The 19100-nt window shown below is 38.1% G+C and carries 18 protein-coding genes and 3 pseudogenes; 16 read left to right on the top strand and 5 right to left on the bottom strand.

Features of this window, described 5'->3' with window-relative positions; all coding sequences use genetic code 11:
- From H8S01_RS14180 to H8S01_RS13305, 10 genes and pseudogenes are all read left to right on the top strand, one after another.
- A pseudogene (locus H8S01_RS14180) lies at nt 1-135 on the top strand (linear amide C-N hydrolase); the annotation flags it as partial.
- Nucleotides 136-172: 37 nt separating this feature from the next.
- Nucleotides 173-853, top strand: coding sequence for a GTP pyrophosphokinase (locus H8S01_RS13345; protein ID WP_186837497.1), 681 nt, complete (start codon nt 173-175; stop codon nt 851-853).
- A 35-nt stretch (nt 854-888) separates the two neighbouring features.
- The gene (gene cls, locus H8S01_RS13340) at nt 889-2448 is read left to right on the top strand and encodes a cardiolipin synthase (protein ID WP_186837496.1); all 1560 of its coding nucleotides are present in this window, start codon (nt 889-891) and stop codon (nt 2446-2448) included.
- 254 nt (nt 2449-2702) lie between these two features.
- Nucleotides 2703-4067 (top strand): citrate/2-methylcitrate synthase, encoded by a 1365-nt coding sequence (locus H8S01_RS13335; RefSeq protein WP_186837495.1) that lies wholly within the window; start codon nt 2703-2705, stop codon nt 4065-4067.
- 1 nt (nt 4068) lies between these two features.
- Nucleotides 4069-4494 carry a MarR family winged helix-turn-helix transcriptional regulator gene (locus tag H8S01_RS13330; protein WP_006858455.1) on the top strand — a complete coding sequence of 142 codons (426 nt, stop codon included), beginning with the start codon at nt 4069-4071 and terminating at the stop codon, nt 4492-4494.
- Between the two features lie 175 nt (nt 4495-4669).
- Nucleotides 4670-6103, top strand: coding sequence for a phospholipase D family protein (locus H8S01_RS13325; protein ID WP_186837494.1), 1434 nt, complete (start codon nt 4670-4672; stop codon nt 6101-6103).
- Nucleotides 6082-6792, top strand: coding sequence for a response regulator transcription factor (locus H8S01_RS13320; protein WP_186837493.1), 711 nt, complete (start codon nt 6082-6084; stop codon nt 6790-6792). The genes H8S01_RS13325 and H8S01_RS13320 overlap by 22 nt, the downstream gene beginning before the upstream one ends.
- Nucleotides 6792-7835: a HAMP domain-containing sensor histidine kinase gene (locus tag H8S01_RS13315; protein ID WP_186837492.1), complete on the top strand. Its 1044-nt coding sequence runs from the start codon at nt 6792-6794 to the stop codon at nt 7833-7835. Before H8S01_RS13320 ends, H8S01_RS13315 begins: the two co-directional genes overlap by 1 nt.
- A gap of 31 nt (nt 7836-7866) precedes the next feature.
- The gene (locus H8S01_RS13310) at nt 7867-8931 is read left to right on the top strand and encodes an FUSC family protein (RefSeq protein ID WP_186837491.1); all 1065 of its coding nucleotides are present in this window, start codon (nt 7867-7869) and stop codon (nt 8929-8931) included.
- Nucleotides 8921-9493, top strand: coding sequence for a CDP-alcohol phosphatidyltransferase family protein (locus H8S01_RS13305; protein WP_186837490.1), 573 nt, complete (start codon nt 8921-8923; stop codon nt 9491-9493). The genes H8S01_RS13310 and H8S01_RS13305 overlap by 11 nt, the downstream gene beginning before the upstream one ends.
- A gap of 207 nt (nt 9494-9700) precedes the next feature.
- Here H8S01_RS13305 and H8S01_RS13300 read toward each other — a convergent pair whose 3' ends face one another.
- Nucleotides 9701-10039 (bottom strand): hypothetical protein, encoded by a 339-nt coding sequence (locus H8S01_RS13300; protein WP_007887600.1) that lies wholly within the window; start codon nt 10037-10039, stop codon nt 9701-9703.
- A 151-nt stretch (nt 10040-10190) separates the two neighbouring features.
- On the opposite strand from H8S01_RS13300, the gene H8S01_RS13295 reads away from it, so the two are divergent.
- The 3 genes and pseudogenes from H8S01_RS13295 (at nt 10191) to ftsH (ending at nt 13260) form a co-directional block, all read left to right on the top strand.
- Nucleotides 10191-10382 carry a hypothetical protein gene (locus tag H8S01_RS13295; protein WP_186837489.1) on the top strand — a complete coding sequence of 64 codons (192 nt, stop codon included), beginning with the start codon at nt 10191-10193 and terminating at the stop codon, nt 10380-10382.
- A gap of 21 nt (nt 10383-10403) precedes the next feature.
- On the top strand, nt 10404-11393 hold the full coding sequence (bsh, locus tag H8S01_RS13290; protein ID WP_186837488.1) for a choloylglycine hydrolase: 990 nt from the start codon (nt 10404-10406) through the stop codon (nt 11391-11393).
- A gap of 50 nt (nt 11394-11443) precedes the next feature.
- Nucleotides 11444-13260: pseudogene (gene ftsH / locus H8S01_RS13285) on the top strand (ATP-dependent zinc metalloprotease FtsH).
- A gap of 144 nt (nt 13261-13404) precedes the next feature.
- On the opposite strand, the gene H8S01_RS13280 reads toward ftsH, so the two are convergent.
- The gene (locus H8S01_RS13280; protein ID WP_186837487.1) at nt 13405-14178 is read right to left on the bottom strand and encodes a transposase; all 774 of its coding nucleotides are present in this window, start codon (nt 14176-14178) and stop codon (nt 13405-13407) included.
- Nucleotides 14179-14451: 273 nt separating this feature from the next.
- Between H8S01_RS13280 and H8S01_RS13275 the strand changes: the two genes are divergently transcribed.
- Nucleotides 14452-15870 (top strand): methyl-accepting chemotaxis protein, encoded by a 1419-nt coding sequence (locus H8S01_RS13275; RefSeq protein WP_186837486.1) that lies wholly within the window; start codon nt 14452-14454, stop codon nt 15868-15870.
- A 103-nt stretch (nt 15871-15973) separates the two neighbouring features.
- Here H8S01_RS13275 and H8S01_RS13270 read toward each other — a convergent pair whose 3' ends face one another.
- The 3 genes from H8S01_RS13270 to H8S01_RS13260 all read right to left on the bottom strand — a co-directional run bounded on the left by H8S01_RS13270 (nt 15974) and on the right by H8S01_RS13260 (nt 17290).
- Nucleotides 15974-16237, bottom strand: a complete 264-nt coding sequence (locus H8S01_RS13270; protein ID WP_117699036.1) for a hypothetical protein — start codon at nt 16235-16237, stop codon at nt 15974-15976.
- On the bottom strand, nt 16230-16511 hold the full coding sequence (locus H8S01_RS13265; RefSeq protein ID WP_186837485.1) for a helix-turn-helix transcriptional regulator: 282 nt from the start codon (nt 16509-16511) through the stop codon (nt 16230-16232). The genes H8S01_RS13270 and H8S01_RS13265 overlap by 8 nt, the downstream gene beginning before the upstream one ends.
- Nucleotides 16512-16594: 83 nt before the next feature.
- Nucleotides 16595-17290, bottom strand: coding sequence for an XRE family transcriptional regulator (locus H8S01_RS13260; RefSeq protein ID WP_008115820.1), 696 nt, complete (start codon nt 17288-17290; stop codon nt 16595-16597).
- 211 nt (nt 17291-17501) lie between these two features.
- On the opposite strand from H8S01_RS13260, the pseudogene dinB reads away from it, so the two are divergent.
- Nucleotides 17502-18726, top strand: a pseudogene (dinB, locus tag H8S01_RS13255) (DNA polymerase IV).
- A 15-nt stretch (nt 18727-18741) separates the two neighbouring features.
- Complete coding sequence (locus H8S01_RS13250) at nt 18742-18984, top strand: LexA family protein (RefSeq protein ID WP_186837484.1); 243 nt, start codon at nt 18742-18744, stop codon at nt 18982-18984.
- Nucleotides 18985-19100 lie beyond the last annotated feature (116 nt).

Here is a 19100-nt window from a genome sequence, read left to right as displayed (position 1 = left end):
GGATGGTATTATTACAATACTTATGAAAACCATCAGATCAGTGCAGTAGATATGCATATAGAAAATCTGGATAGTGATAAAATGATTTGTTATCCAGTAATTCAAGGAGAACGAATCAACTATCAAAATAAATAATGTTTTGAAATCAGGGATGGGTAGAAAGGAAAGTTCCATGACAAAAGATGAAGTAAAAAAACTCAGGATGAACAGTCCGGAATCACTACAGTTTTTAAATAATGCTACAAAATTTTATAATTTAATGATGATGTATCGTTGTGCTATTCGGGAGATACAAACTAAACTTGAGGTTTTGGATGATGAATTTTCAGTTGAGAACAATCGAAATCCTATTTCTTTTATAAAAACAAGAATTAAGCAGCCCAATAGTATTTACAATAAACTGCAGAAGATGGGATATGAATTTACAACAGAAAATATACAGACATATCTCAATGATGTGGCAGGCGTTCGAATAGTTTGTGCGTTTATTGACGATATTTATATGATATCAGATTTGATTACCCAACAGGATGATATTAAAGTTATTGAAATAAAAGATTATATAAAAAATCCAAAATCGAATGGTTATCGAAGCTATCATATGATTGTTGAAATACCAGTTTTTTTTGCTAAGGGTAAAACACCTATGCGTGTAGAATTACAGATTCGAACCAATGGTATGGATTTCTGGGCAACATTGGAACATCAACTTCGCTATAAAAAAGGAATTGAAGAAATGCCTGGCTATGATGAGATAAGTGAAGAATTACTTCATTCTGCAAGAGCTATCATTGAAGCAGATAATGAAATGCAGAGAATAAAAGACAAAATTGGTATGTTCCATGAAATTTAGGGAGAAAACTGAGCAAGTAGGAAGGTGGAATATATATGAAACAAGATACTTTAGAGGGCAAAGCAAAAACAAAAAATGGGGTAAAACGGCTGTGTTTTTCCATAATCTGCATTCTTTTGGAAGTGATTTTTATTATTACTATCGTAACACGCTTGAATGAATATGCAGAAATCATAAATTTATTTACAAGGATTTTGAGTGGAATCTTGGTTTTGGGATTGTACGCATCAAATAAGACATCCTCTATGAAAATGCCTTGGGTCATCTTAATTCTAATTTTCCCAATTATGGGTGTAGGCCTGTATTTGTTGATTGGTTTGAATGGTGGCACACATAAAATGCGTGAGCGATATGCAGAAATTGATAGCAAATTGTTACCAATGCTTCCGGACAGTCAGGAGTGTTTGAGCAGAATAAAAGAAACAATTCCGAAAGCAGGAAATATAGCAAGTTACATACAAAGAAATTCGCAGTATCCAATCTATCAGAATACGGATATTGTGTATTTTGATGAAGCAGTGAAAGGATTAGAGGCACAGCTTAAGGATTTGGAGAAAGCACAGAAGTTTATCTTTATGGAATATCATGCGATAGAAGACGCTGAAGCATGGCATAAGATTCAAGATGTTCTGGAAGAGCGAGTAAAAGCAGGTGTGGAAGTTAGAGTATTCTACGATGATATGGGTTCTATAGGCTTTATTAACACAGATTTTGTGAAAAAGATGGAGGCAATAGGAATTCATTGCCGTGTATTCAATCCGTTTATGCCAGGTTTAAATCTGTTTTTGAACAATCGTGATCATAGAAAAATAACAGTTATTGATGGAAAAGTCGGATTTACAGGTGGATATAATCTAGCAAACGAATATTTTAATTACACACACCCGTATGGACAGTGGAAAGATACAGGTATTCGTTTAGAAGGAGATGCTGTTCAGTCGCTTACGGTGACATTTTTGGAAATGTGGAATGCAGTAAGTGCTAAGGATGCTAATGATCCTGATTTTAGTAAATACCTTTTCCACTATGATTATGCGGCACAGCAAACTGGGTTTGTTCAACCTTATGCAGACAGCCCTATGGATAATGAGCAGGTAGGAGAAGAAGTTTATATCAGTATGATAAATAAAGCTGAAAAATATTGTTGGTTTATGACTCCATATTTAATCATAACAGATGAAATGACGCATGCGTTATGTCTGGCTGCTAAGCGAGGGGTAGACGTAAGAATTATCACACCTGGTATCCCTGATAAAAAATTCATTTATAATATAACTCGTTCTTTTTATCATGGATTAGTTAAACATGGTGTTCGTGTTTATGAGTGGACTCCTGGTTTCTGTCATGCAAAAATGAGTGTGGCAGATGACTGTATGGCAACTTGTGGAACAATTAATCTGGATTATCGAAGTTTATATCACCATTTTGAAAACGGCTGTTTTATGGCAGATTGTCAGGCAGTTGTGGAAATAAAAAATGATCTGATAAGAACGATGGGAGAATGTCGTGATGTGACAGACCAATATCAAACCGGACGAAGTGCATATTTGCGACTGGGACAATTATTTATGAGATTATTTGCTGGATTGCTATAAGAATCTGATGAAACGACCTTTCAAAAAACAGTTGATTTAGAAGTTAACTGTTTTTGAAAGGCCGTTTTTGCTATATCTAACAGTCTGTTGTACAAAGAAGATTTTGCATGGATGAAAAAACAAACCTTGTTGAGGTTAAATTGAGTTTTCCATTGTATTGTATTGCTAATGAATAAGAATAAGAAAAAGAACAGACAATGCTGAATGCACTGGAAACAAGAATATCTGAGTATAGTATGTAAGTTCGTAACAGAATGAAAGGAGCGGTTCAAATGAGCAATTTGGAAAATTATATGAAACAGCAAGCAATTTTTTGTGAACAAAATGATAGCATTAGTAAGAATCTGTATTCAGAGTATGGTGTAAAAAGAGGCTTACGAGATGAAAAAGGCCAAGGTGTGTTGACGGGGCTTACAAATATTTCTGATATAAAAGCTTTTGAATATCGTGATGGAGTAAAGAGTCCATGTGATGGCGAGTTATCTTATCGTGGTTATAATATAAAAGATTTAGTAACAGGAAGTAAAGGAAAAAGGTTTGTCTTTGAAGAAGGAGCATATCTTCTTTTATTCGGAGAATTGCCAACTGATACACAGTTAATGGAATTTCAGGGAAGACTATCTGATTGTATGGAACTACCAACTAACTTTACCAGAGATGTCATTATGAAAGCACCTACATCAGATATTATGGGTTCTATGACTCGAAGTATTCTTACATTGGGCTCTTACGATAAGGAGAAAGAAAGTCTTGAAATTCCGAATGTGCTAAGGCAGAGTATGCAGTTGATCGCAGCATTTCCTATGTTAGCAGTATATGCATACCATGCTTATTGTCATTATGAAAAAAACGAAAGTATGTATATTCATAGACCTGAAAAAGATTTATCTATTGCTGAAAATTTCCTGCGCCTATTAAGACCAGATACAAAATTCACAGAACTGGAAGCAAGAGTACTGGATATAGCATTATTGTTACATATGGAACATGGTGGTGGTAACAATTCTACATTCACTACACGGGTAGTAACATCTTCAGGTTCAGATACTTATTCTGTTATTTCAGCAGCAATGTCATCCTTAAAAGGAAAAAAACATGGCGGTGCAAATCTGATGGTAATGAATATGATGGATGATATTAAAAGTCATGTGAAAGATTATGAAGACGAAGAGGAAATTGCATCATATCTGAGTAAGATTTTGAAGAAAGAAGCGTTTGATCAGAAAGGACTTATTTATGGAATGGGACATGCTGTATATTCTATTTCAGATCCGAGAGAAAGGGTGTTCAAAGGCTTTGTAGAACAACTCGCAAGGGATAAAGGACGTGAGAAAGATATGACCCTTTATAACAATATTGAGAAGATTGCACCTAAGTTGATTGCAAAGCAGCGTCAGATATTCAAAGGAGTAAGTCCTAATATAGATTTCTATAGTGGTTTTGTGTATGACATGTTGAATATTCCAAGAGAATTGTACACGCCATTATTTGCAATAGCAAGAATTGCTGGTTGGAGTGCACATCGCCTGGAAGAATTGATAACTACAGATAAGATCATTCGCCCGGCATATAAGAGTCTAGTCAGCAAAAAAGAATATATAGAAAGAGAGGAACGATAATATGGGAGCAGGAACCAGTGCAGAGGAGTTTTTTTTAAAGAGCATCAATGTTGAAAGCATATTTGAATTTGTTGAAAGGACAGATTATTTGTTCCTTTATAGTATAAAGGAATGTGTTGAAAAATCAGACTGTCATGAAGGAGTATATCTTTCAGAAGTGGCAGAATACATGAAATTATCGATTCCAGAAACATCTAAGATGGTAAAAAGTCTTGAAAATAAAGGATATATTATCTGGAAATTAGATGAAAAAAAAGAAAGAACGTACCTTGTTTTGACGAACAAGGCAATTGAATTAAGTAATTGTCAGAAAGAAAAAATGATAGAAGCTTATGAAAAAATCATATCGAATATACAAGAAGATGACCTGGCAGTTACACGGTGTACATTGAGAAAAATCCGACAGCTTATGGAAGAAATAAAATAGTGATTAATACAACGGAGTAAGAAAAGCTCCTTCATATATTAGAATAAAAATATGACTGTTTCTTTAAAAAGAAGCCTGTCATATTTTTTTATGAAAAATAAATTTTGTTGAGGTTAAATTGAGATTGACTTTGTATTGTATCAGTATGAAATAAAAAGGAATCAGGTGATGTACAATGAAAAAGTATAAAATATGTAAAATCCTTCTTGTTATACTGGCAATTTTTTTATGTGTGGCTTTTTATGAATTGCTCGGAATCTGCGTTGCATATAAAAAGCAGCCGGAAGTGTCCAATACAACCAAAAAAGAAACAAAAAATGGGTCATGGAACGAATGCAGTGAAAATACAGAACGGGCAGTAATCATAGAAAAGAATCCAGAAGCGCTTTTACAAAGAGTGCGTTTGATCAAGAATGCAAAAAAGGAAATTATTCTTTCTACTTTTGCATTTCAATCCGATGAAAGTGGAAAATTGATTTTAGGAGCACTGCATGATGCGGCAGACAGAGGTGTACATATTCGTCTGTTAGTAGATGGAATGGAGAGCTGGATTGATATGGAAGGAAATCCGTATTTCTATGGATTATCTTCCCATGAGAATGTTGAAATTAAACTGTATAATAAGGCCAATCCGTTGAAACCGTGGAAAATGATGGGTAGAATGCATGATAAATATTTGATTGCAGATGGAAAGAGATATATTCTTGGGGGAAGAAATACATACAATTATTTCCTGGGTGATTTTCCGGGACATAAGAACTATGACAGAGACGTGTTAGTGGTTTGCGATGAACCTGAGAAAGAAAATTCAGTTAACCAGTTGTTAGATTATTTTGAAACCATATGGAATCAGGAAGACAGTGGTTATTTTCATAACAATAAAAAACTGGCAAATAGAAAATCTGTAAAGAACGCAGTTTTAGAGCTGCAGAACAGCTATCAGAAATATTTTGAAGAGAATAAGGAAAGAATCTGCGATACCGATTACACGGACGAAACTTTTGAGACAGAAAAGATTGCATTAGTGTCAAATCCTATCCACACAGGTTCCAAGGAACCAGTAGTCTGGTATCAACTGGGAGAACTAATGAAAAATGCAAAAGAGCGCGTGAAAATTCATACACCATATATTATCTGCAATGATATGATGTATAATACATGGAAAGAGATTGCGGAGAGAGTTCCGGATTTTTCTATCATGACCAATTCGGTTGCCAACAATGGAAATCCGTTTGGTTCTGCTGATTATGCGAGAAACAGAAACAGAATTTTAAATACAGGAATTGATATCTGGGAGTATGAAGGCGGCTATTCTTACCACGGAAAAAGCATCCTGATTGATGATGATTTATCCGTAATCGGTTCCTTTAACATGGATATGAGAAGCACGTATCTGGATACGGAACTGATGCTTGTAATACGCAGTAAAGATATTAATAAACAGTTGGAAGAGGGCATGATGGAATATGAAAGAGTGTCCCGCCAGGTATTGGAAGATGGAACCTATCGTGATCCATATCATGTAGAGCCAATCGAATTAACAAAGAAACGTCAGAGAAAAATATTTTTGGTACAGCATCTGCTTGGATGGGCAAGGTATCTGTTTTAATAAGGAGGAAGGAAAACGTGTTTCAAATATTGATTGTAGAAGATGATAAAGAATTAAGCCAGCTATTCCAAAAAGTGCTTGAGAAGAATGGATATCAAGTCAAAAGTGCATCGGATGGAGCACAGGCATTAGAAGTATTGGATAAGGAATATATTGATCTGATCATTTCTGATATTATGATGCCGGTTATGGATGGTTATGAACTGGTGTCGGAACTCCGTTCAGCAGGATATCAGATACCGGTACTTATGATCACTGCGAAAGGTTCCTTTGATGATATGCGCCAGGGATTTCTTTCGGGAAGTGACGATTATATGGTAAAACCGGTAAATGTGAATGAAATGGTTTTAAGAGTCGGAGCACTGCTTCGCCGTGCACAGATACTGAATGAACACAAAATTGTGATTGGTTCAACAGAGTTTGATTATGATGCAATGACGGTTACAACTGATAAGGAAAGTCTTGTTTTGCCTAAAAAAGAATTCCTGCTTTTATATAAGCTTGCAGCTTCGCCAGGCAGAATATTTACAAAACAACAGTTGATGGATGAAGTATGGGGATACGAGACGGAGGCAGACCCACATACGATAGAGGTACATATAGGAAGAATCAGGGAGCGTTTGAAAGATAACCCGGATTTTGAAATCGTAACAATGCGTGGAATTGGATACAAGGTGGTGAAAAAATAATGGAACAAAAGAAAGAAAAAGGATTGCGGATCCGATCCTGTCTGACTGGTGCAATCTGGCTGGCACTTGTATTTTCAACAGTCATATCTGCTTTATTATTTGCTTTTTTGAATCATTTTTTTAATCTGCCGGGCAGCATACCTGTGCTTGGCTGGCTTTTGATTTTCAATACATTGATTGCAGGGCTGATCACTTCCTTTATCAATGCAAAGTTACTGGAACCAATTACTAGGCTTAGTAAAGCAATGAAGGAAGTTTCTCGGGGAGATTTTGAACAGCATTTGGAAACGAACAGCCGTATAGCAGAAGTTGGAGAATCTTATCAAAGTTTTAACGTTATGACAAAAGAACTTCGTGCAACAGAGGTGCTGCAGATGGATTTTGTATCTAATGTTTCTCATGAGTTTAAGACCCCGATTAATGCCATTGAAGGGTATACAATGCTGCTTCAGGGAGAAGAACTGTCTCCAGATCAAGAGGAATATGTAGAAAAAATCTTATTTAACACCCAAAGACTTTCCGGATTGGTTGGTAATATTTTGCTGTTATCCAAGTTAGAGAATCAGAATATACCAATGAAAAAAACAGAATATCGTCTGGATGAACAGATCCGCCAGGCATTTCTTTCATTGGAAACAAAATGGACAGAAAAAGAAATTGGTTTTCAGGTAGAATTGGAGGAAGTTAAATATACTGGGAATGAAGGACTTTTTATGCATATCTGGATAAATCTTTTGGATAATGCGATTAAGTTCAGCCCTTCAAAGGGGACAATTACGATGTTTCTGAAGCAGGAAAAGGATTCTGTTAAGTTCATTCTGGAAGATGAAGGACCAGGAATAGAGGATGATGTAAAATCCAGAATATTTGACAAGTTCTATCAGGTAGATGGATCTCATAAAGCAGAAGGAAATGGCCTAGGTCTTGCACTTGTAAAACGGATTGTAGATAGTGCCGGAGGAACAATCAAAGCAGAAAACCGTGAATATGGTGGATGCAGATTTGTTGTAGAGCTTCCAATACAGAAAGATGAGGCCATATAAGTTTAAGAAAAACAGATAGAGGAGGAATTACATGACATTTTATCAGGAATTGCAGTTAAATCAGGCAGGTTCTAAAAACCTGTTGAAAAAGAGTGAAACACTAAAAGAAAAATTATATCATATGTGGGTATATCTGGTGAAGATAGCTGTTACAATGGCATTTTGTTTTTTATTTGTTACTATTTTCAGTATCTTATTTGGAAATGAGAATAGTATTGTGGGTGTAGTAGTTTTATTATGTCTTATGGTATTTCGGAATGCGGATCTGGGAATCCACACCGGACAATCTACGATGCTTTTGGCTTTGTTCTTTGTAATTATGACTGTATGTCCGCATTTAGCAAATCAGTTTTCACCGGTATTGGGAATGCTGTTAAATATTGCGGCACTGGCTGTATTGATTCTGTTCGGATGCCATAATCCATTCATGTTTAATCAATCTACATTGGTTCTTGGGTATCTGCTGCTATATGGTTATGATGTTACGGGAAAAAGCTATCAGATGCGATTAGTCGGAATGGCTTTAGGTGCAGCATTTACCTGCTTCGTATTTTATCGAAATCATAAAAACAGAACTTATAAAAGAAATCTGAAAGATCTGATACAAGAATTTGATATCACTTCTTCCAGAACAAAATGGCAGATATGTCAGATTTTATGCGTACCGATTGTCCTTTGCATTGCAGAACTTTGTAATATGCCACGTGCAATGTGGGCTGGTATTGCGGCCATGTCCGCGATTTTGCCGTTTATGGAAGATATGCACTACAGAGTCCGTAAAAGGATTGTCGGAAATATTGCAGGTGTTATATGTTTTACAGTATTATATTTTCTGCTTCCTTCGTCAATCTATGCATATATAGGAATTCTTGGTGGAATCGGTGTAGGATTTTCAGCACAATATGGCTGGCAGGCAGTATTTAACACATTTGGTGCTTTAGCCATTGCTGCAGAGACTTATGGACTACAAGGAGCGGTTAGTCTTAGAGTGATTCAAAATGTTTTTGGTGTTGTGTTTGCTTTAGTATTTTGTGTTATATTTTATTGGTTTATGTCTAAAAAAAAGGAAAGTGATGTGACCGTACATGCAGAGTGAAGTGAATCAGGAAGAAAATTTGAATAGAATTATTACGGTTCCTAATCTTCTTTCTTTTTTTCGGCTTTGTCTGATTCCGGTAATTATATGGAGTTATTGTGTAAAGAAAAATCCTCTGTTAGCTGGTGAAATCTTATTGCTGTCTGGTCTTACGGATCTTGCTGATGGATATATCGCAAGAAGATTCCATAGGATTAGTAATTTAGGAAAAATACTTGATCCGGTGGCTGATAAGCTGACACAGGCAGCGATGTTAATCTGTCTGTTTACTCGTTTTCCGCATATGCTTCTTTTAATCGTAATAATGGCAGGTAAGGAGCTGTATATGGTAGTCAGTGGATGTCTTGTGATACGAAAGACAGGAAAAGTACATGGTGCAGACTGGCATGGAAAGATAGTAACCTTTTTATTATATGGAACTGCAGCGGTGCATATTATATGGTTCCAAATTACACCGATGGTATCAGATCTGTTGATTGGTTTGTGCACTATAATGATGGTCATATCGGTCGCTCTGTATATTATCCAGAATACCAGGACGCTTAAGGGAGAGACTGTATAAGCAATTTTATATTGCAATGACTAGAAAAATATTTAGGAGAAGATAGATATAAACAGTAAGTCAAACACACAAACTATGGAGTCTTTAGTCGGTTTAATAAAATTTTAGATAGAAAATAAATCATTCAATGTCATTTAGATAAGGTTTTTTATGACAAAAAGACAGATTACTTATCTGCCTTATAATGCAGTATAATGGTAACGAGATTTATGCAACCCGATACATGAAATCCCTATTTCTCTTTGGACGGAGGTGGATAGGATATTTTCGATTGTACTTGACAGGTGTCAGATACTTTTGTATGAGAAGCATGGACTCTGTTTCGTTACCATCGTGTTTGAGATATGCCCTGCATATGTTTACTGCATTTGAAACGGATTTACTCTGCATCTGGAGCATAAACTGAATATACTCGCGGAAAGAAAGTTTGCGGTTCCTGGTAAAATCACTTTCCGGATTACGGCAGAACATGGAGTGGATTTCATCGAGTTCTGTGATGCAGTTGTCGAGTGTGGATTTTAAATTAGATAAGAAAAAATCAGCCATAATGAGCCTCCTTGAAATATGTTTATAATCAAGGCTTGCGCAACATATATTGGCTTACTTGTCAACTGTTTTTTGTAATATTTTTAAAGTTTTTAGGCATAAAAACAGTGGCTTTCTATGACGGAAAACCACTAAAATGATGCTTAACTGAATGGCATTGCTTTATCACCACTTTGAAAATGGTTGTTTTATGGCGGATAGTCAGACAGTTTTGGATATAAGAGATAATCTGGGAGCAACCATGAATGAATGCAGGGAAGTGACCGAAAAGTACCGCACAGGACGGAGTGCATATTTACGGCTCGGACAGTTGTTTATGAGATTGTTTGCAGGACTATTATAGCAGAAAGAAGAGGTGTTCGATATGTGTACAGCAGCAACTTACAAAACAAAAGATTTTTATATGGGCAGAACGCTTGATTATGAATTTTCCTATGGGGAACAGATCGCGATAACGCCAAGAAATTACGAATTTGATTTCCGGTTTGCCGGGAAGATAAAAAGCCATTATGCTTTGATCGGAATGGCATTTGTTGCAGAAGGTTATCCGCTTTATTATGATGCTGTTAATGAAAAAGGCCTTGGAATGGCAGGTCTTAATTTTGTCGGCAATGCGGCATATGAAGAGGCTTTGCCGGAAGATGAAACAGAAGTCAGCCAGGTGGCACAGTTCGAGTTCATCCCATGGATCCTTACACAGTGTGCTACTGTAGCAGAGGCGAGAGAGAAGCTGGCAACAATGAGACTGACAGGTACAGCATTCAGTGAACAGCTGCCGACAGCACAGCTTCACTGGATCATTGCAGACAAAGACTCCTGTATCGTTGTTGAGTCTATGAAAGATGGGCTGCATGTATATGATAATCCGGTAGGAGTGCTTACCAATAATCCACCATTCCCGAGTCAGATGTTTGCACTGAATAATTATGCCGGAGTATCCAGAAAACAGCCGGAGAGTACTTTTGCAGGAGTATTACAGCTTGATGCATATAGCAGAGGAATGGGTGGAATGGGAATACCTGGAGATCTTTCCAGCCAGTCAAGATTTGTGAAAGTTGCCTTTACAAAATTAAATTCGATCTCCGGTGAAGAAGAGGATGAGAGTGTAAGCCAGTTCTTCCATATCTTAGGATCCGTAGATCAGCAGCGTGGATGCTGTGAGGTGACAGAAGGCAAATATGAGATCACGATATACACGTCCTGTTGTAATACAGCAAAAGGTATTTACTATTATACGACTTATGATAATCATCAGATCACAGCGGTTGACATGCATGCCGAAAATCTGGATTCAGATCAGCTGATCTGTTATCCGCTTCTGTCCAAGGGCGAAGTCAGATGGCAGAATAAATAATACGAAAATGCACGGAGAAAGCATAACGCAGAACAACAGGAGGAAAGAACATGAAAGAAGTTAAAACACCGAAAAAACCACTGGCATATTATTATGGGATTGTGTTAATAGTGCTGATTGTATTTAATCTGGTTGTCACACCAATCCTTATGGAGCATAAGGTGAAGGAAACGGATTATGGCACTTTTATGAGCATGATCGAGAAGAAGAATATTGGTGAAGTAGAAGTTGAGGACAATCAGATCATCTTTACAGATAAAGATCAAAAAAAAATATTTATAAAACAGGTCTGATGAACGATCCGAACCTGACGGACAGGCTATATGAATGTGGAGCAGTATTCGCAAAAGATATCGATAAACAGATGTCACCGATCATCAGCTTCCTGCTGACCGGGATTTTGCCATTGATCATTTTTATCGCACTGGGAAATTATATGGCGAAGAAACTGATGGAGCATGCCGGAGGAAAAAATTCGATGGCTTTTGGAATGGGAAAAAGCAATGCGAAGATTTATGTGCAATCCAGTGAGGAAATCCGTTTTTCAGACGTTGCAGGAGAAGATGAGGCGAAAGAAAACCTTTCAGAGATCGTTGATTATCTTCACAATCCGAAGAAGTATACCGATGTAGGTGCGTCTATGCCAAAAGGTGTCCTTCTTGTAGGACCTCCGGGAACCGGCAAAACAATGCTTGCGAAAGCAGTGGCGGGTGAATCAAATGTACCATTTTTCTCAATGTCCGGATCAGAGTTCGTTGAGATGTTTGTCGGTATGGGAGCTTCCAAAGTTCGAGATCTTTTCGGACAGGCAAAGGAAAAGGCACCATGTATCGTGTTTATTGATGAAATTGATGCCATTGGTAAAAAGCGTGACGGACAAATGGGCGGAAATGATGAGAGGGAGCAGACCTTAAACCAGCTTCTTACAGAGATGGACGGATTTGAAGGAAATAATGGTGTCATCATTCTTGCTGCAACGAACCGTCCGGAGTCGTTAGATCCGGCACTTACACGTCCGGGACGTTTTGACAGACGTGTGCCGGTTGAACTGCCGGATTTTGCAGGCCGTGAAGCAATTTTAAAGGTTCATGCAAAGAAGATAAAAGCATCTGATGATGTTGACCTGCATACGATTGCACGTATGGCATCGGGTGCATCCGGTGCGGAGCTTGCCAATATTATAAATGAAGCAGCATTACGTGCTGTCCGTAGTGGAAGGACCGTTGTAAATGAATCTGATCTCGAAGAAAGTATAGAAGTGGTTATTGCAGGATATCAGAAGAAGAATGCGGTTCTTTCAGATCAGGAGAAGAAGGTTGTTGCATATCATGAGATAGGACACGCTCTGGTAGCTGCATTGCAGAGTCATTCAGCACCGGTCCAGAAGATTACGATCATCCCGCGTACCTCAGGTGCACTCGGCTACACTATGCAGGTTGAGCAGGGTGATAAATATCTGATGACGAAAAAAGAACTTGAGAATAAGATTGCTACATTTACAGGCGGACGTGCGGCAGAGGAGATCGTATTTGGTGAGATCACGACCGGAGTCTCCAATGATATCGAACAGGCAACAAAAATTGCAAGAGCGATGATCACCCGCTATGGCATGACAGATGAATTCGACATGGTGGCAATGGAAAACGTGACCAACCAGTATCTTGGCGGCGATACGTCTCTTTCCTGTTCCGCAGATACCCAGAAGGAAATTGATGAAAAAGTCGTGCAGCTCGTAAAAGCAGAGCATGAAAAAGCAAGAAAAATCCTTGCTGAAAACAGGGAAAAACTGGACGAACTGGCTATGTACCTGTATGAGAAGGAAACAATTACAGGTGACGAATTCATGGATATTTTAGACAGAAAATAATGTAGTTAATTAGATAACCAATTCCACCCAAATATGATGAACAATTTTGGAATGAATTGTATTCATTTTTACAGAAACATTCTAACGAAGAGTATATTCTCATAGGAGATTTTAATACTATCAATAATAGAAACATGGAAGAGTTTAGAAAGATATTATATAATGCATATGATATTTGGTATCAAAAAGGAAACAGAGAACCTTTATCATGTATGCAGAGCCTTTTATCTCATCTGCTTTAGCTTTAGCTGCTTTCACAATAGCAAGTTCAGGATCATCCTTTTTAGGACGACCCTTGCTACATGGATTATCTTTTTTGACCTGCTTATATTCGCTGTAGGCATCATGCCAGATATCTTTTCTGACTTCATCGAGAGCTGTCATAGCCCACTCGATTACGTGAAAGGAATCAACACAATGGGCGCAGTCAGGAGTGTATTCATTTACACACTCTGTGATCCATTTGGCACCATCACCTGTAACAACCTTGATGCTGGATAGCTGCTCTGGAGTAAGCTGTTTATAAAACTTTTCAAGAACGGATTTGCCATGGTCTTCCGATGCCCATACCACTGTGTTGGTATCGTGATTAACGATTACTGTAATGTACTTGTGACCCTTTTTGTAACTGGTTTCGTCAATGCCGATATTAACCAGACTATCAAGTCTTCTTGAGTGCTCCGGTTCTAAATCGTGAAGAGCACGATTGACACAGCGGCCTACAGTTTCCCAGTCCACTCTCATGAAGTATGATGTGGTACTTCTTGGAAGATAGGATGCAAACCATGCAACGGTAAGGTCGAAATCCTTGGTAAATCTACTACCTGGATATGCCCATGGAACTTCGGCAACATATAACCCCATGTTCAAGGCAGATGATACGATGCGTCTGGTATTCAACTTCGACCAGAATACCACCCCAGTCCAGTCCCCTCCAAGTGGTTGGTCTGCTGGAATGTTTGTCATAAGCAGGACATGACTTGTGACAGAAAGGGCAGTCATTCTCATGCCATTTATTAGGTCTGGCTTTGATACGGATGTGTTTCACGCCATCCTCATCAGAGTAAAGATTAAAATTTTCTATCAAGAGAATAAAGTATTGACAAAATTTTGTGGGGTGGGGTAGAATGATGCTAAAAAATTCCAAAACATAACGCATTGGTGCTTTTCGCAGAAAGAAGGAAAATAAACATGAAAAAGAGAAAGAACTTGGGAAAAAAGTTAGTAACAATGTTAGTGTCTGTAGGTTTTTTTGCAGTTTTGATTACAGCCTTGAATTTAATGGCATTACAAGCTATTCGAGGAAAGAATGATGTGCTTATAGAACAGTTTGAACAATATGAAGAAGCAGTGGAAAATAATGATACCGCGGTTTTTGAAACAGCAAAAGGAGAAGTGGCAGAAGCCATCAGACATATCAACTACAGAATAAATGGAAGCATCATTTTTGATCTTGCACTTGTGGTAGCTGATATTATTGTAATCGTACTTCTTTCGATTGTTATTAATAAGTCCATTGTTCGTCCAGCAAAAAGAGCAAAGAATGATTTGGATGATATCATTTTAGGTATAGAATCAGGACAGGGTAATCTTACGTTAAGAGTATTTGATGAAACCAGTGATGAAATTGGTCAGCTTGCAAATGGTGTCAACCATTTTATTGAAACATTACAAAATCTTATGGTAAAGATTCAGAGTGTATCAAAAGATATGAAAGAATCTTCCTATCTTGTACAAAATGAGGCGGAATCTTCAAATATGAGTGCATCCAATGTGAGTGCAACATCGGAAGAACTTGCAGCATCCATGGAAGAGGTATCTGCTTCTCTATATGATTTAGCCCAAGGATGTAATAATCTGCTAAAGAAAATGGAAGGCATGAATGAGGATGCTAAGAACTCTGCAATGAAGATGCATGAAGTGAAGCTTACTGCAGAAAATAGCTATAAAGAAGCGATTGCATCAAAAGAAAAAACAGTAGAAACATTTGATGGCATTCAAAAGGATGTCGCGGAGGCAGTAGAAGCATCTAAGTCTGTAAATGAAATTGCAAAACTTACAGAAAATATCTTAAATATCGCAGCACAGACAAATCTTCTAGCACTTAATGCATCGATTGAAGCAGCAAGAGCAGGGGAAGCAGGCAGGGGCTTTGCCGTTGTTGCAGATGAAATCAGACAGCTTGCAGATAGTTCACGTGATACAGCAAACAATATTCAGGAAATCAGTGGAAAAGTTATTGAGGCAGTAAACAATCTGTCTGGAAATGCAACGGAAATGATTCGTTTTGTAGATGAAAAGGTAGCACTTGATTATGACAACTTTGTAAAAATTATTGGAAATTATGATGCTGATTCTGATCAGGCAAGTAATACATTTAACGAGTTTGCAGTTAAGTCAAAAGATAGCTTAGGTACAATGAATGATATGAATGAAGGTATCAATAACATTTCTATAGCAATTGAAGAATCTGCAAAAGGTGTTACAAACGTAGCACAAGAGATATCACAACTTGTAACAGCAATTTCAGCAATTACAGTGCAGGCGGACGAAAATAAGAACCTTTCGGAAGATTTATCGGATGAAGTAGCAAAATTTGAAAAAGTTTAACTAACAGATTTTTATTATGAGAAGAACTGTATTAGGTAAATAACCCGCACTAACTAAAAATGAATGCCAGAATAAGCACAAAGGCATAGTCCCATTACGGGTTCTATGCCTTTGCGTTTTCCGGAAGATTGTCATTAACTGCATCAAATTCAAGATTCTGTTCCCGGCACCATTCGACAGCATTCGACAGAGCTTCACCGGCGCGGCAGGTCCAGAGAATGAGTTTGTTGCCATTGCGTTTCCATTCCTGGAGATATTCGATCAGTGCCTGGTTTGGCTGACCAAGCTCCGGCCATTTGCTGTAGCAGAGAGTGCCATCAAAATCAACAGCGATTGTCTGGAAATCTAACATTTTTTTATTATTCATTCAGATCATCTCCTTTAGAGGGAGTCTGCTGAACACCAGGATGATAGCAGAACAGGCTTGTTACCGGTTTGTGAAAAAAATCTGCAATTCTCATGGCGTATAGCAGAGAAGGAATATGCTGTTTTGACTCGATATTGGCAATAGTTTTCAGGCTGATGCCGGTTGCTGATGCAAGTTCTTTCTGGGTAATGCCAAGATCTGCCCTTGCTTCAACAAGTTTGCAAGTAATTGTGTCTGTCATGGTGTTTATGTCTATATCCATATCAGTATTCATATATATGCACCTCCAAATTAAGAATTGTTCAGGTCTGTTCCGCTATAATAATACTACAGTTTTAAGTGTCCCCAAAAAAGGACTTATGAAAGAACACGGCCGAATATTTTGAAGGAACTATTCTCTGTAACCGGGATTGGATCATATTTTTTATTCAGTGATATGAGATAGGTTCCGAGTCTGTTATTCTGAAATTTCTTCACATATGCGTTTCCATCAAGATAGAAAATACCTATTTCGCCATCATCAAGGCATGCTGTCTGTTCAATCCAGATGAGATCCTTATTATGATATCTAGGCTCCATACTGTCACCATCTACATATACACCGAAGGTTGCGGCTTCCGGAATATCAGGAGAGGAAATCATCTCATATTCATCGCTATCGAGGAAAGAGCCGGTACCGGCAGAAACTGTATTGTAAAATACTTTTCTTTCCTGGATTACGTGAATAGGAATGATATCTGCCGGTTTATAGTTGCCGGTGCTTTCCAGATCTCTGATATATTCAAGAACCTTGTTCATTCCCGTTTCATTCAGGTTTCGGAATGGGTTAAGGGGACTTTGACCAATAAAATCCGTATAGATATCGTATATTTCAAGAATTTCACATAAGGCGAGAAATTGTCTGGCATTTGGTGTTGCTGTGCCAAGCTCCCAGGCGCTGATTGAATTCTGCTTTACATAGATGTCATAGTTTTCCAGTTCTTTTGCAAGCTGGCTCTGGTTCAGCTTATGTTCTTTTCTGTATTTAGCAATGGTCTTTCCTAAATCTTTCATAGTATTATGCCTTTCTAAGTAATCATATCAGGTATGATCTCCCTATTGGGATATATCAAGATTAGCATAAGAATCCCTAAAAATCAATACACAATATCAACTGTATTGATAATATGCAATAAATTACCGTTGAATAGCAATATAAAAAGTATTATATTATGCCATGTAGACGGATGGCATATCATCCGGCAGCAGGAAAGAAGGTGATTCAGTGAACCGGACAATACTGCATAGTGATTGTAACTGTTTTTATGCATCAGTAGAGCTTCTGCATCATCCGGAGCTTCGGGGAAAGCCTGTAGCAGTAGGAGGTGATCCTGAGGCGAGACATGGAATTGTGCTGACCGCTGATTATACGGCCAAGAGATATGGTGTAAAAACCGGAATGGCATTATGGCAGGCAAAACAGGTATGCCCGGACATAACATTTCTTCCTCCAAGAATGGACCTGTATCTCAGATTTTCCAGAATGGCACAGGAAATTTATGCTGACTATACAGATAAGAGGGAACCATACGGAATTGATGAGTCCTGGCTGGACGTGACAGACAGTGCAACTCTCAAGGGAGATGGATTTCACATTGCACAGGAAATAAGCAGCAGGATGAAAAAAGAACTTGGCATTACGGTGAGCGTGGGTGTGTCGTTCAACAAGATTTTTGCAAAACTTGGTTCGGATTACAAGAAACCGGATGCCATTACTACTATGTATGAGGATGAGTTTCAGAGAAAAGCCTGGTGTCTTCCAGTTTCTGATCTGTTATATGTGGGAAATGCAACGAATAAAAAGTTATATAGCATGGGAATCCGGACTATCGGAGATCTGGCAGAATCTGATGAAACCCTGCTAGTCAGAAAACTTGGCAAGATGGGAAGTATTCTGTGGGCTTTTGCTAATGGATATGATGAATCTCCGGTAAAGCTGGAAAACACATCAGCTCCGGTCAAGTCCGTAGGCAACAGTACAACAACGCCCAAGGATATGGAAACAGATGAAGATGTCAAGATTGTGTTATACATTTTGGCAGAAAGTGTAGCGGCAAGACTCCGGGAGAATGGTTTCCGGTGCCGGACTGTTGAGATCAGTGTCCGTGACAAAGAACTGTTCCATTTTTCAAAACAGGTAAAGTTACAGAATGCGAGCAATATCACCAAAGAGATTGCAGAGGCTGGATACAGGCTATACAAAGCCAATCCGCAGTGTTGGTGTCCGAGGTGCAGATTTAGTGACAGATAATTATTGGGAACAGATTGATTTGTTCTCAAGTGTGGAGAAGCGTGAAAAGCAGATGAAGATGGATTCGGCGGTGAATGAGATACGCAGAAGATTTGGATTTTACAGTATCCAGAGGGGACTCATGTACCGGGACAGGATTCTGTCGGCAGTCAATGCAAAAGAAGAACACACAGTACATCCACATGGATACTTTGGATAAAGAGGGAGGCGGAACATGAGCGAAGCAGCAAGAATTGATCTGGTAGACAGAGCACCATTGACGGAGAAGCAGCAGAATGTGTATAAAAGCATTATGCAATATCAGCGTGTGAATGGTTATGCTCCTACTATCAGGGAGATATGCAAGATGGTAGGGGTGGCATTGACTTCAAGTGTTTATGCACATCTGAAAATATTAGAGGAAAAAGGCTATATAGCAAGGAAGATGGATGCTTCCAGAGCAATAGCAATCTTGTAAGGAGACTAACTATTAAAAGTCAAGCCCTAAAATGATATTTTTTGAATAAAGTACAGAAATGTATTTTTAGATATATTTTGAACTCAGTTAGAGTTCTTTGAACCTTGAAAACTGCA

It is taken from the genome of Lachnospira hominis (ex Liu et al. 2021), assembly GCF_014287955.1.
Lineage (GTDB): Bacteria > Bacillota > Clostridia > Lachnospirales > Lachnospiraceae > Lachnospira > Lachnospira hominis.
Note: the sequence above shows the minus strand (reverse complement) of the source record. Positions and strands in the feature narration are given on the sequence as shown.

Excerpts from the sequence above, each read along its gene's own strand:
- H8S01_RS13345 (WP_186837497.1), top strand. The coding sequence starts at position 173 with ATGACAAAAGATGAAGTAAAAAAACTCAGGATGAACAGTCCGGAATCA.
- cls (WP_186837496.1), top strand. The coding sequence starts at position 889 with ATGAAACAAGATACTTTAGAGGGCAAAGCAAAAACAAAAAATGGGGTA.
- H8S01_RS13335 (WP_186837495.1), top strand. The coding sequence starts at position 2,703 with ATGAAAGGAGCGGTTCAAATGAGCAATTTGGAAAATTATATGAAACAG.
- H8S01_RS13330 (WP_006858455.1), top strand. The coding sequence starts at position 4,069 with ATGGGAGCAGGAACCAGTGCAGAGGAGTTTTTTTTAAAGAGCATCAAT.
- H8S01_RS13325 (WP_186837494.1), top strand. The coding sequence starts at position 4,670 with ATGAAAAAGTATAAAATATGTAAAATCCTTCTTGTTATACTGGCAATT.
- H8S01_RS13320 (WP_186837493.1), top strand. The coding sequence starts at position 6,082 with ATGGGCAAGGTATCTGTTTTAATAAGGAGGAAGGAAAACGTGTTTCAA.
- H8S01_RS13315 (WP_186837492.1), top strand. The coding sequence starts at position 6,792 with ATGGAACAAAAGAAAGAAAAAGGATTGCGGATCCGATCCTGTCTGACT.
- H8S01_RS13310 (WP_186837491.1), top strand. The coding sequence starts at position 7,867 with ATGACATTTTATCAGGAATTGCAGTTAAATCAGGCAGGTTCTAAAAAC.
- H8S01_RS13305 (WP_186837490.1), top strand. The coding sequence starts at position 8,921 with ATGCAGAGTGAAGTGAATCAGGAAGAAAATTTGAATAGAATTATTACG.
- H8S01_RS13300 (WP_007887600.1), bottom strand. The coding sequence starts at position 10,039 with ATGGCTGATTTTTTCTTATCTAATTTAAAATCCACACTCGACAACTGC.
- H8S01_RS13295 (WP_186837489.1), top strand. The coding sequence starts at position 10,191 with ATGGCATTGCTTTATCACCACTTTGAAAATGGTTGTTTTATGGCGGAT.
- bsh (WP_186837488.1), top strand. The coding sequence starts at position 10,404 with ATGTGTACAGCAGCAACTTACAAAACAAAAGATTTTTATATGGGCAGA.
- H8S01_RS13275 (WP_186837486.1), top strand. The coding sequence starts at position 14,452 with ATGAAAAAGAGAAAGAACTTGGGAAAAAAGTTAGTAACAATGTTAGTG.
- H8S01_RS13270 (WP_117699036.1), bottom strand. The coding sequence starts at position 16,237 with ATGAATAATAAAAAAATGTTAGATTTCCAGACAATCGCTGTTGATTTT.
- H8S01_RS13265 (WP_186837485.1), bottom strand. The coding sequence starts at position 16,511 with ATGAATACTGATATGGATATAGACATAAACACCATGACAGACACAATT.
- H8S01_RS13260 (WP_008115820.1), bottom strand. The coding sequence starts at position 17,290 with ATGAAAGATTTAGGAAAGACCATTGCTAAATACAGAAAAGAACATAAG.
- H8S01_RS13250 (WP_186837484.1), top strand. The coding sequence starts at position 18,742 with ATGAGCGAAGCAGCAAGAATTGATCTGGTAGACAGAGCACCATTGACG.